Source organism: Oceanobacillus sp. CFH 90083, from assembly GCF_009389585.1.
Classification (GTDB): Bacteria; Bacillota; Bacilli; order Bacillales; family Amphibacillaceae; genus Oceanobacillus.
The window spans coordinates 417026-430099 of the sequence record NZ_VIYG01000002.1; the positions used below are offsets into that span (position 1 = coordinate 417026).

Genomic DNA, 13074 nt, shown 5'->3' on the forward strand with positions numbered 1-13074 from the left:
TCTATCAAACAGACTTAAAAACTGCGATCCTGCATTCTTTCTTCAGGACGTAATGTTTTCATATCAATCCCTTTCATTGCTTCTCCCAAGCCTTTAGAAAGTGCTGCAATTTTTTCATAGTCTTGATAATTTGTTGTTGCTTCCACAATAGCACGGGCAAATTCCGCCGGATTATTTGATTTAAAGATACCAGAACCGACAAATACGCCATCTGCTCCCAGCTCCATCATCAAGGCAGCGTCTGCCGGGGTTGCAACACCGCCAGCGGCAAAGTTTACAACTGGTAATCTGCCTGCTTCTTTAATTTGTAATAATACTTCAAACGGCGCACCGAGATTTTTAGCTTCTGTCATCAGCTCATCTTCGTTCATATGTACAACTTTTCTTACCTGTGATTGTACCTCACGTAAATGGCGAACTGCTTCAACAATATTTCCCGTTCCAGGCTCTCCTTTTGTCCGCAACATCGAAGCTCCCTCACCAATTCTGCGGGCTGCTTCTCCAAGGTCACGGCAGCCGCAAACAAATGGAACAGTAAATGGTTTCTTATCCAAATGGAATATATCATCTGCCGGTGTAAGTACTTCACTTTCATCAATATAGTCGACACCTAATGCTTCCAATACGCGCGCCTCAACAATATGTCCAATACGTCCTTTCGCCATGACTGGAATTGATACCGCATCCCTGACCTCTTCCACAATACTGACATCAGCCATTCTTGCCACACCGCCTGCCGCACGGATATCAGATGGAACCTTCTCTAACGCCATTACTGCAACAGCACCCGCTTCTTCAGCAATTTTCGCCTGCTCTTTATTCACAACATCCATAATGACGCCGCCTTTTTGCATCTGTGCCATTCCTCTTTTTACGCGTTCTGTACCAGTTAATCGTTCTGTCATTTTATTTCCCCCTAGCTTCTTTTGCTATTTTTTATTATTATAAAAAGAACATGACATGAATGAAAGTGCCAATTTCTTATCATTTAACGAGGTCAGAGGAGGCTAAAAATGGATCTATTATCCGTTCATTTAGATAAAACAATAGACACCCCTTTATACGAACAGCTCTATGAATTTATTAAGCAGGAAATTATACAGGAGCGTCTTCCATATGGACAGAAGCTCCCCTCTAAGCGAAAGCTCGCCAATCATTTAGAGGTAAGTCAAAATACGGTAGAAACTGCTTTTGAACAGCTTATTGCAGAAGGTTATCTTACATCCCGGCCCAGAATGGGATTTTATGTGCTTGCACATGGAGATTTGGAATTTGTAGAGCACGCATCCGCACCTGAAAAGCAGATATCCAAAGCCGATGAAGAACCGTCTATTCTATTTGATTTCTCTCCAAATAAAATTGATACGGAGGCATTTCCCTTTTCTGTGTGGCGAAGTTTGAACCGGCAAGTGATTGATGAATCACATCATGATTTACTCTTACTTGGTGACGGTCAAGGAGACAGACAGCTGCGTGCAGCTATTGCACATTATGTTTATCATGCCCGCGGGATTGACTGTGATCCGGACACTATCGTGGTCGGAGCAGGAATTGAGGTTTTAATGCAGCAGCTTCTTTCCCTGCTCCCCCGTTCTACCATATTTGGTATCGAGGATCCCGGTTATCAGTTGATGGTAAAATTAATCACACATTTTGGCTTCTTAGGCCGCCCGTTAGATATGAATGAAGAAGGAGTTTCCATTGAAGCAGTCCGCCTCCTGGAGCCTGATTATATCTATGTCACCCCTTCTAACCATTTCCCATATGGAACAGTTACCTCGATTAATCGGCGCAGCCAGCTGCTGCAATGGGCAAATGAAGGCGAGGACCGTTATATTATTGAAGATGATTACGATAGTGAATTTCGCTATACCGGAAAAACAATTCCTCCAATGAAAAAAATGGATGCAAGCGGCCATGTTATCTACTTAGGCTCCTTTTCCAAGTCTCTCATTCCATCACTGCGAATCAGCTATATGATTCTGCCGAAAAAATTATTGGAGCAATATCGGAACAGGCTCACCTTTCAGCAGTCTACGGTATCGCGAATCGATCAGCATATACTTGCCCGCTTTATTCAAACTGGGCATTTTGAAAAGCATCTTAATCGGATGCGGAAAATATACAGAAGAAAATTTGAGTTTATCCACCAGCTTTTTGAACCTTATAAGCCTTCAATTCAGCTCCTGGGAGAGCAGTCTGGACTGCATGTCGTCTGTGAGGTACGCAATGGATTAACAGAAAAAGAAATCCTCCGGCGGGCAGAACAGGAGAGAATCAAGCTTTATCCTATTTCTTATTATGCCTCCAAAAATGTGATTGTCTCCCACCCTCAATTCGTGATTGGCTTCGCAGGAATGAGAGAAGAAGAAATAGAAGAGGCAGTGAAGCATGTTATTACCATCTTCCAGCTATAATGGAAAACTTCTTATTTCATAGAAAGCATCTTCCTATGGAATAAGAAGTTATTTTCGAATGGAAAATACCCTTATTCAAGATTCACTTATAATTATTTCATTTTTTAAACAATAATGGAATCATCATAAATCTATGCTATAATATATTGTCTTTGTATATATCATCACAGAGTCAAGAAGTGATTTTTAATTAGAAAGGAAAATGATAATGGATTCCATTCAAACGCTCTTAAATCATTTTAATGATTTTATATGGACCTATATCCTGATTGTTGTGTTAATCGGGTTAGGTATTTATTTTACTGTCAGGACTAGATTCGTTCAGTTCCGTTTACTGCCGGAAATGTTTCGTGTCGTATTCGATAAACGCTCTTATGATGCATCCGGAGCAAAGGGGACGAGTTCTTTCCAAGCATTTGCAATTAGCGCCGCTTCCCGGGTAGGTACTGGTAATATGGCGGGTGTAGCAACTGCTGTCGCATTAGGAGGACCCGGTGCTTTATTTTGGATGTGGGTTATTGCGATTATCGGTGCAGCATCCGGCTTTGTCGAAAGTACACTGGCACAGCTGTACAAAGAAAAAGATAATAATCAATATCGCGGCGGTCCTGCTTATTATATGGAAAAAGGAATGAATAAACGCTGGCTCGGTATTCTTTTTGCAATCATGATTACCTTTACGTATGGATTTGTTTTCAGCTCCGTTCAATCCAACACGATAAGTATCGCATTTGACTCACAGTTTAATGTCAACCCGGTTTGGATTGCAATTATCCTGCCAATTCTTACAGCAGCAGTTATTTTTGGCGGTTTAAAAAGTATTGCCAATGTATCACAAATTATTGTTCCCTTCATGGCAATTATCTATGTCGGGCTCGCCCTGATTATTGTTGCATTAAATATCACTGCCATTCCAGATATGTTTGTACTCATTTTTGAAAATGCATTTGGTATTCGTGAAGTTGCCGGTGGTGGCTTTGGAGCTGCAATTATGCTCGGTATCCGCCGCGGACTTTTCTCCAATGAAGCTGGAATGGGGGCAGCACCAAATGCTGCAGCAACCGCAGATGTAAGTCATCCGGTGAAGCAAGGATTAGTGCAGGCATTGGGCGTTTTCTTTGATACATTGCTTGTATGTACCGCAACGGGTTTAGTTATTCTGTCTGCCGGCGGTTTTGCAGGAAGTGAGGCAGATGGAATTGCTTTAACACAAGCAGCCTTCACTCAAATGTTAGGAAATTGGGCTGGTGTATTTGTTGCTATCTCTGTTTTCTTATTTGCTTTTACGTCTATTCTTGGAAATTATTACTACGGAGAAAACAACCTGGCTTATATTAAAAATTCCAAAGTAATGATATTCCTGTACCGAATCGCTGCAATACTAATGGTTATTTTCGGTACATTGGCATCCTTCGATCTTGTTTGGTTATTAGCAGATATCTTCATGGCAATGCTCGCGCTGCTTAACCTCTTTGCGATTACGGTTCTGTTTAAGAAAGCTAATATTTTATTACAGGATTATGTAAAACAGCGAAAAGAAGGCAAAGACCCTGTCTTCTATAAAGATACGCTGGATGACCAAACTGGGATCGAATGCTGGAAACGGGAAACAGAAAAGCAATAAAAGAATAAGAAAAACCAAGAAAATCACTTGGTCTTTAAAACACTGGTGTTCCTGCCATGGAGATGTCCGCTACGGGAAGTCGCTTTCCGCGGGCAACGCCTCAGCCTCCTCGGAAGAAGAACACTTCCTGCGGGGTCTTCACCTGTTGCTTTTCCCGCAGGGGTCGACTTCCCTTCGCTCCCATCTTTGAAGAAATATGTTTCTTTTGCTTTCTTACAAAGAATTCAAACTAATTCTAGCGACTCTTTTTGATGGGGCGAGTAATCGCAGTCCCAGAAGAAATACACGGAGACTCCTGTGGGAATGCGCAGAACGGAAAAAAGGAAGTTCGGTTAAGTTCGCGACGTCCTGTCGCAACACCGAACTGACATACATCCTGTATGCCTCCGCAGGAAAAAAGTGCACTTCTTTTTTTCAAGGAGATGAGCTCGGGGCCCACGGAAAGCGGCGTGTATTTCTGGAGCGGCTATCTTCAGCATTTTTTATATGCTTTCTTATTCTTTAAAAAAAGAAAAGGGAATGCTGTTTATTATTTTAGCAGCATTCCCTTTTTCCCATCATTCAAATACAATCGTTTTATTTCCATAAACAATAATCCGGTCTTCCAGATGCCATTTAACAGCCTGTGCCAGCACCCGGCGTTCAATCGACTGCCCGATCTTTTTCAAATCATCGACATTATGCTCATGACCGACCGGCTCTGTTCCCTGCTCAATAATTGGTCCTTCATCCAAATCATTTGTGACATAATGTGAAGTCGCACCTATCATTTTCACGCCTCTTTCAAAAGCACGTTCATACGGCTTTGCCCCGATAAATGCCGGTAAGAAAGAATGATGGATATTTATAATTCTGTTTTTAAACACTTCCACAAATGTCGGGGAGAGAATTTGCATGTATCTTGCCAAAATAATTAAATCAATATCGTAATCCTCCAAGATTTCCTTTTGCTTCGCTTCGACCTCCAGCTTTGTTTCTTTCGTAATCGGCAGATAGTAAAAATCAATTCCTAAAGCTTCCACCATTTCCTTAGAATTTTCATGATTGCTGATAACCACTGGAATATTTGCCATTAAATCACCGCTTTGCCATTCCCATAACAGCTCTAATAAGCAATGCGGCTCCTTGGAAACAAAAATTGCAATATTTTTCAGCTCATGGACAAGACTTAAGCGCCATTCCATTTGAAAACGACCTGCAACCTCCTGAAATTCCTGCTTTACCTTTTCCATATCTGTCCCCGGTTGATATTCAAAGTCAAGGCGCATAAAGAATTCGCCACCTTTTGGATTTGCCGTATATTGATTAGAGGATACAATATTTGCCTGCTGGTTCCATAAAAATGTAGAGATTGCAGACACAATTCCCGGCTGATCAGGACATTTAATAATTAATCTTGCTCTATTTTCATAACGGTCTTTATAAAAATCTGCCCGTTTATCTGTATACATATTCACTGTCTAATTTCCTCACTTCATTTATATTCTTGAACTACTCCCACTTATCAACCTTAAGGGTTGCTTGAAGTGGAGGATTCCTAAGAACACCAACCAATCGGTCAGTTATGGATTAGGCTATCCCCGCAGTCCCTGCGGTTAATCGCAATGCTTCCTTACGAAGATTGATACTTGCGTTAAGATCTCTCTGGTGATGGCACTTACATATTTCACACGTCCATGCACGCAAAGCGAGATGTTTAACGTCTTTGTTTTTGTGTCCACAATGGGAGCATAGCTGACTGGATGGATAGTTTTTCGCAACCGCCACAACCCGCTTACCTTACCAGTCAGCTTTATATTCAAGCATCTTTCTGAATGCTGACCATGATACTTCGCTAATGGCTTTCGCAAAATGATGATTTTTGAGCATATTTTTGATAGACAAATCTTCTATACCAATAATGTCGTGGTTTTTGACAATATCAGTAGAGATTTTATCCAACATATCTTTTCTTGCATTCGCAATCTTTTCGTGAATTCGAGCCACTTTTCTTTTTTGTTTATGCCAATTTGTCGTCTTGACAGAATCACCTGCGCTTTTGCCAGCTTCTTTTCTAATGTCCGGAAAAATCGCGGGTTTTCATACACGGTTCCATCTGAAAGGGTTGCAAAATTGGTTAATCCTACATCGATGCCTACCGATGAACCTGTTTTTTCATGGTGCCCGACTTCCGTTTCAACTAGTATCGAAACAAAATATTTACCTGATGGGTTACGCCTGACAGTTACATTTATAAGTCGGCCTTCCACTTTACGACTTTTGGCTAAACGAACAAGTCCGAGCTTGGGCAGTTTGATATGTTTATCCAAGATGGCAATATTTCCATTGGCATATGGTTTTTGTTTGGATAGACCCGAAAATGAAATGTTTTTTTTACTTTCATGACTTCTCACCTCCTCCTGTCCATTATACCAAATGAAACCACAAAAAAGGAACACTTGTTCGAATCTTTTCAGACAATAGAGATAGCAAAAACCAGCCCTTGTCCTTAGGCTTACCGCCTTGAGTTATGTCCTTCATGCGCTTGAAGAGGGAATTTTCTCTCTTGTTTGTGATAAAGTATAGACTATCGGATAAGTGGATGCCAAGTCAAGTATTTTTATAATTATAAATACAGCCAGGAGTTTTCCCTGGCCGTATCGATTATTCCAAATTTGTTATTTGAAAGCCCTCATTGGTTAATTCTACTGTATACGTCCACTGATAATCTTCTGTTTCTGTGCTGCCGCTGGCATAGGTTAATTCAATCGTTTCACTTGTTGTCACCATCCATGTCTCCGAATCAAGCTCTTCCACACCTTCTACAGACATGGATATTACCTCCTGCGTCAAATCATTATCGTATAATCGTTCAACCAAATCCTGCTGCATTGCCTCAAAATCACTTCCAGAGGCAATACTCCCTGCCACCTGACCATAATCACCTGTATTAATTGCGTCAACTAAATCATATACATAATTTTCAACAAGTGATTCTATATCAGCAATATCCGCATCCTCTGAACTGTCACTATTTTCATCCTGATCTGCATCCTCAGAAACAACACCCTCAAATTCTTCACCGGATACATCATAAAATTCTAATTCAGATCCGCTCCTATAATAATTTTCATTAAAATAAAATATTTCCCACTCTGCATCATCTTCATTATATTGAAGCTGGAAGGCTGCATCCTTCACAATCTCCTTTGGGTCCCCGTCTTGATCGTATGTTCCTGTCATCTTGATTTGGGCAGGCATTTCATACACAGCTTCTTCTACATTTGTCATATCTGTAAAACTGATGCCTACTTCATCCAGCCTGCCACTAAATCCATTCCCATCAGAATTACTGAAAAGGTCATACTCCAATGTTTCCTGCAATGCTTTCGAAATATTTTCAATGACGGATGCATCCTGTTTAGCTAGAGCTTCTACATAATCCTCACTAAAGGAGATGATTACTGGAGATATTTCCTCCTTCAGCTGATCATTTAGTAAGTCGATAGCTATCTCCTGATGCTGGTCTGTAATAGCGATTGGATCAATTTGTATATCTCCCCAGCCTGTTTCCACCATACCTGTTACTTCCATCGAACCATCAAGTAATAACGGACCCGCCTCTACCAGTTCTTCATTCATTTCTATATCCAATGGTTCTTCATTAATCAGCAATTGCAGCGAATGATAAGGTAAATTGTAATTGCTGGATGTTTCAAAAGTAACCTTACCCACTTCTAATTCAGAATCATAGCGGTTATTCTCATGTATTAAAAGAACGCTCTGACTCTTTTCCGCTTCTCCATAATCGGTTGCAAAATGGCTTGCTGCCTCATAAACACCAGGAGCCAAAGGACCATATGCTATAGAATCAGAGGATATAGCATTCTCTGCAAATGCTTCTCCATTAAACGTTGTCTTTACACCCTCCACACTGGAAAAAACCGTAACATATTGCGGCTCAGCTTCTACATGATATTGTGTAAAGAACAAAAATGCCTTATCGTCCGATTCTTCTATCTCAAAAATGGGAAGCTCAGCAAATACCCCATCTGGATCGGCGTCATTTATAAAAGCAAAATCATCTTCTTCCCTCATACCTGCTATTGCCTGTGCTTCCGCATCAGAAAGCTCCTTGCCATCCATACTTACAATATTTTGGATTGCATCTGCATCTCCCTCAGCTAATGCATTGGCAAAGCGCTTGGCAGTGTTTTCTCCGGAATAATAAGCATTTCCCCAAACACCTAAACCTATGCCGCATAATATAAGCAGACCAATTATCCCGGTCAGTATTTTTTTCTTTTTGGACATAGGCTTCTTTTCTTTACTTGCCTGTCTGGATGGATGCCCGCTTTTCATATCCTCTTCCTTATTACCAGCAGAACCTTTTTCCATCTCTGCAGGCAGCGGAGCTTTTTTTTCGGCAGCTTCTTTGTTTACCTTTGTTCCGCAATGCTTGCAAAACTGAGCTTCATCTGCAATTGGTTTGCCACATTCTCTACAAAATTTACTCAATCTATCTTCTCCCCTTTTTATCACAAGTGTCCGTAAATCCCTCTATTTACACTTTGCTAATAATGATTTATTTATATGAGGGAAAACGGACCCTTCTTCTCCTGATTCGTTCAACTAAGATTTATCGGGAAAATCACCCTCTAAATCAAGGTTCGCTGTATCACAGCAAGAGTGTCCCTAATTCCTCTATATTATATTTTGTTAAAGATCTTTTATTTGTATGAAGGAAAAAAGGTCGCTGCTTCTCCTGATTGCCTCAACGCAAGTTCGGCAATTAAATTCTCCCCCTAAAAATTTGGTTTTTATAACTTCATATGTACAGAAAATTCCAACATTAGTTCTAATCATACTTCTTCGCACAGCTTTGATACCAGCTGCATAGAATAGTCTATCAATATTAATAAAAAAACAGTTCCATACAAACTTAGACCAGCATCATGTATGGGCTTTCTAACATGAAACAAAGATCAAACATCATCGTAAGGAGGTTTTTTGATGGATTCCGATAAGCATAATCCCCGTTCTGATAAGAAAAAAGTATTCCCTGAGAACTGGAATATTGATTTTACCCCCTTTCAAGAGTTTGTTGATCGAATGGATAATTTGTTTTCCCGTTCCTTTAAATCTTTCCAGGGGCAGATACTTAATGATTTTCCCGCAGAAGTAATCGAAGAAGAGAAGAGCATTTATGTAAAAGCAGAAGTTCCTGGATACCGCCGGCAAGATATTCAAATTGAAATAATAGGAAATCAACTAAAAATAACATTAAATAAAGACGAAAGCCTATCATTACAGACAGAAAAAGAAGATATAAATAAAAAATCCATCGAGCGGAAAGAGCGTATTATCACTCTCCCTTTTAATATACCAAAAAATAGTATAACAGCAACCCTTGAAAATGGAATTTTAATCATAACTATCCCAAAGCAAGCCATTTCATCTCATATTGTAGATATTGAAGACTAACTTGAAACAGAGCATGCCATAAGCAGGTTCACTCTTTTCCCATTGATTGTTCCTCTATTAAAATGATTTCTTTCTAAACGCAAAAAACGCCGTATCACACTGGATACGGCGATAAAGCTCATTCTATAATCCGACCTGGCTGCGTGCATCCTCTAGCACTTCAGCAACTGTAATCGTATGATCAATTAATCCTTCAAATGTTTTTTCCTCATTTTGACTGATAATTCGATGGAAATGAATGAATTCATAAGCAAGCCGTGCACGATCCTGCTTAACAGAGATATCCTTTGTTTTTCCATCAATCGTGATTTTCACGTTTTTCGCGCCATTTGCACCGGGCTTAATGTACATATACCCCTTTTCTCCCTGAATAGAGACAAAATTTTCACCAGTCGTATCCTTCGCTCCTACACAGCTGGCCTGAAAGCCCGGATAAGAGAGTAAAGCAATCCCTGACGTATCCACGCCATTTTCAAATAAATTTGCTTTATAGACAACCTCTGACGGTTTGCCAAATAAACGCAATACGAAATGCAAATTATAAACATTGATATCTGCTAATGCCCCGCCAGCAAATGCAGGGTCAAAAATATTGGTCACTTCTCCAGCTTTTAATTGATCGTAACGGCTGGAATATTGACTATAATTACATTGAATTAACCGAATTGGTCCTAGTCGCTCAATATGATTAGACAGCTCCAGGAAATTAGGTAAAAATAATGTCGGTACTGCCTCGAACACAAACACATTATTTTGTTTTGCCGCTTCTTTTAATTTTCTGGCATCATCTGCGGTTGGTGTAAATGGTTTTTCACAAATAACATGCTTTTTACTTGCTAAAGCCTGCAGCGCTTGCTCCGTGTGCAGTTTATTTGGCGAAGCAATATATACTGCATCCATGTCTTCATCAGCAAAAAATTCTTCCAAAGATGTATAGGTTTTCGGAATTTGAAACTCTCCGGCTAATGCATCTGCTGTTTCCTGCTTTCTGGAATATGCAGCAACACAGGTTACTTCTTCAATCGGTTCAATTGCCCGCAGCATCTCTTTGACAATTTTGCCTGATCCTATTGTACCTAGTCTCATACGAATCAACCTTTCTTGTGGTTTAATAACTTTTTGAAGCTCACCTATTTATTCCATTATACTAAAACTCGCTAAAATTTAAAAAGGGCAGTAGATTGTAGTAGATGAACCAGAATAAGAAGCTCACTATCCTATTCGTTAATATAAGAATAACACAGGTTTCCACAGCCTGTGTTATTCTTCGGAAAATATTTTACAGATAAGCTTTTAATTTCCTTGCGATCACTTGCGGGTTTTCCTGCCCTGTTATGGCACTGCCGACAATAATAATATCCGGATTTTTCTCCACGATGTCTGGCATTGAATCTTCATTAATCCCTCCGGCAACGGCTACCATTAAATTCGTTCCTTCTGTCAACCCGAATAAATCTTTATGAAAAGCTCCTGTACTTTGCTGATCCTTTCCAACATGGAGACTTACCAGCTTTCCTCCTAACGCTGCTAATTCTTCTACACGCTGCCTTGATGGAACCCCTAATAAATCAATCATAATTTGCCCGCCAAGCTTTTCTGCTTCCGCCAAGGCATCTTTAATGGATGCGTCTGCTGAGAAAGCCATCACTGTCGTTATATCTGCTCCTGCCTCTAACGCCTGTTTTACCTCATGCTTTGCTGCATCACAGGTTTTCATATCTGCCAAAATCGTTTTATCCGGGAAAAGCTCACGCATTTCACGGACAATCGACATGCCATACTCTTTAATAACTCCTGTACCAATTTCAATAATATCGATATATTCCTTTGTATCCTCTGTCAGACGAATACACCTTGCTCTTGATAATCTATCCAAAGCCAGTTGCAGCCTCAATGTATTTCCTCCTTAACGTTCAATACGCTCTACTTCTCCCAGTCTTTCCTGAACATCCTCATAGTATGGAAGACCCTCATTATCTCCGGCAATACCGACAACCATCGAACCAATGGTATTAGCAAAGTGTAAGCAGCGTTCTAACTCCCAATCATTTAAATAACCGTAGAGAAATCCGGCATCAAATCCGTCCCCTGCACCGACTGTATCAACAACTTTGGCAGCTTTCACAGGATCTGCATTGATTGTTTTTCCTTGATGATAGCCGACAGAGCCAAGTTCTCCGCGTTTAATAATCACGGTTGGAATATCAAATTCCTTTGTTTTCTCAATAATTGCTTCCGGATCACTCTCTCCAATAATAATATCCATTTCATCCTCACCGGTGAGTAAAATATCTACATGCGGAAGGATACGCAATAGTACTTCCCTTGCTTCTTCTTTGGTCCACATTTTAAGACGAATATTTGGGTCAAAGGAAATTTTCACACCATGCTTTTTCGCCAGTCGAATGGCTTCCATCATGACCTCCAGATTATCTCCGCCAATAGCTGGGAAAATGCCTGTCAAATGCAGTACCCGCGCATTTTTAATATACGCTTCATTTAATTCTTCCGGCTGCATGGTTAATGTAGGTGACTTATCACGATAAAAGAAGACTTTAACACTGCCATCCTCCATGATTTCTTTAAAGTTTAATGATGTAGGGTAGCCATTAGCTAGATTTACTTCTTTCACGTCGACCCCTTCGCCTCTTGCAAAGGTAAGAATCGTCTTGCCAAATTCATCATTACCGAGCCGGCTGATATACCCCGTTTTCAAACCGAGTCTGGAACAGCCGACAGCAACATTAAGCTCCGCACCTCCAATATGCTTTTTAAAACCGTTGACAAATTTCATCGGACCTGTTGCCTCCGGGTTAAAGACTATCATTGCTTCTCCTAAAGTTATCACATCGTTCATCCTGCTATTCCCTCCAAAATGTATTTCTATCGTTTCATTGATCGTAAATTTCCTTGCTCGGAAATAATTACTTCATCTGCCATATTGGCAAATATTCCTGTTTCTACTACACCGAGCAGTGACTTTATCTCCTGATGCAGTTTTTCTGGTTCCGCAATCGTTTCAAATTGACAATCGATAATATAATTGCCATTATCCGATATAAATGTTTTATCCTCTTGATATCGCAAGCTTGTTTTGCAGCCAAGCTTTTGAAGCCTCTTCTCTGTTACTTCCCAGCCAAAGGGAACGACCTCAACGGGCAAAGGAAATGCTCCTAGCTTTTTCACGAGCTTGTCCGCACCTGCAATCACAATAAAATAATCGGCAATACTATCTACCATTTTTTCACGAACCAGTGATCCGCCGCCACCTTTAGATAAATGGAGCTGCTCATCAATCTCATCAGCCCCATCGATTGCCAGATCTATATGGCTGTGCTCCGCAAAGGTCGTCAGCGGAATACCAAGTTCATTGGCTAATTTCTCCGATTTTTTGGAAGCAGGAATTCCTTTAATCTGAATCCCTTCCACTTCTATACGTCTGGCAAGCTGTTTCAGCATATAGTTTACCGTTGAACCAGATCCGATGCCCAGAATCATACCATTTTTAATATACTCGACTGCTCTTTCTGCAGCATGCTGCTTATCGGATATTTCCATTATGTTAACACC

Annotated in this window: 11 protein-coding genes and 1 pseudogene; 3 read left to right on the plus strand and 9 right to left on the minus strand. The window is 40.4% G+C overall.

Going from position 1 to position 13074, the window contains the following annotated elements; genetic code table 11:
- Nucleotides 1-14: 14 nt before the first annotated feature.
- A complete protein-coding gene (pdxS, locus tag FLK20_RS04465) occupies nt 15-905 on the minus strand; it encodes a pyridoxal 5'-phosphate synthase lyase subunit PdxS (protein ID WP_152655359.1) in 891 nt (296 codons plus the stop codon).
- Nucleotides 906-1013: 108 nt separating this feature from the next.
- Here pdxS and pdxR point away from each other — a divergent pair, with 108 nt between their 5' ends.
- Entirely contained in the window at nt 1014-2417 is a 1404-nt protein-coding gene (pdxR, locus tag FLK20_RS04470) for a MocR-like pyridoxine biosynthesis transcription factor PdxR (RefSeq protein ID WP_152655360.1), read from the plus strand.
- 208 nt (nt 2418-2625) lie between these two features.
- Complete coding sequence (locus tag FLK20_RS04475; RefSeq protein ID WP_152655361.1) at nt 2626-4041, plus strand: alanine/glycine:cation symporter family protein; 1416 nt, start codon at nt 2626-2628, stop codon at nt 4039-4041.
- A gap of 557 nt (nt 4042-4598) precedes the next feature.
- On the opposite strand, the gene purU is transcribed toward FLK20_RS04475, so the two are convergent.
- The 4 genes and pseudogenes from purU to FLK20_RS04490 form a co-directional block, all read right to left on the minus strand.
- A complete protein-coding gene (gene purU / locus FLK20_RS04480; RefSeq protein WP_194165525.1) occupies nt 4599-5492 on the minus strand; it encodes a formyltetrahydrofolate deformylase in 894 nt (297 codons plus the stop codon).
- A 118-nt stretch (nt 5493-5610) separates the two neighbouring features.
- Nucleotides 5611-5808 carry a zinc ribbon domain-containing protein gene (locus tag FLK20_RS22205; protein WP_370453158.1) on the minus strand — a complete coding sequence of 66 codons (198 nt, stop codon included), beginning with the start codon at nt 5806-5808 and terminating at the stop codon, nt 5611-5613.
- Nucleotides 5809-5820: 12 nt separating this feature from the next.
- Nucleotides 5821-6479: pseudogene (locus FLK20_RS04485) on the minus strand (RNA-guided endonuclease TnpB family protein).
- A 205-nt stretch (nt 6480-6684) separates the two neighbouring features.
- On the minus strand, nt 6685-8538 hold the full coding sequence (locus tag FLK20_RS04490; RefSeq protein ID WP_194165517.1) for a TcaA NTF2-like domain-containing protein: 1854 nt from the start codon (nt 8536-8538) through the stop codon (nt 6685-6687).
- 495 nt (nt 8539-9033) lie between these two features.
- Between FLK20_RS04490 and FLK20_RS04495 the strand changes: the two genes are divergently transcribed.
- Nucleotides 9034-9504 (plus strand): Hsp20/alpha crystallin family protein, encoded by a 471-nt coding sequence (locus FLK20_RS04495; protein WP_152655364.1) that lies wholly within the window; start codon nt 9034-9036, stop codon nt 9502-9504.
- 123 nt (nt 9505-9627) lie between these two features.
- On the opposite strand, the gene FLK20_RS04500 is transcribed toward FLK20_RS04495, so the two are convergent.
- From FLK20_RS04500 to rpiA, 4 genes are all read right to left on the minus strand, one after another.
- Nucleotides 9628-10590: a Gfo/Idh/MocA family protein gene (locus FLK20_RS04500; RefSeq protein WP_152655365.1), complete on the minus strand. Its 963-nt coding sequence runs from the start codon at nt 10588-10590 to the stop codon at nt 9628-9630.
- A 193-nt stretch (nt 10591-10783) separates the two neighbouring features.
- Nucleotides 10784-11398 carry a 3-hexulose-6-phosphate synthase gene (gene hxlA / locus FLK20_RS04505; protein WP_152655366.1) on the minus strand — a complete coding sequence of 205 codons (615 nt, stop codon included), beginning with the start codon at nt 11396-11398 and terminating at the stop codon, nt 10784-10786.
- Between the two features lie 12 nt (nt 11399-11410).
- Nucleotides 11411-12361 carry a sugar kinase gene (locus tag FLK20_RS04510; RefSeq protein WP_152655367.1) on the minus strand — a complete coding sequence of 317 codons (951 nt, stop codon included), beginning with the start codon at nt 12359-12361 and terminating at the stop codon, nt 11411-11413.
- Nucleotides 12362-12387: 26 nt separating this feature from the next.
- Nucleotides 12388-13062: a ribose 5-phosphate isomerase A gene (gene rpiA, locus FLK20_RS04515; RefSeq protein ID WP_152655368.1), complete on the minus strand. Its 675-nt coding sequence runs from the start codon at nt 13060-13062 to the stop codon at nt 12388-12390.
- Nucleotides 13063-13074 lie beyond the last annotated feature (12 nt).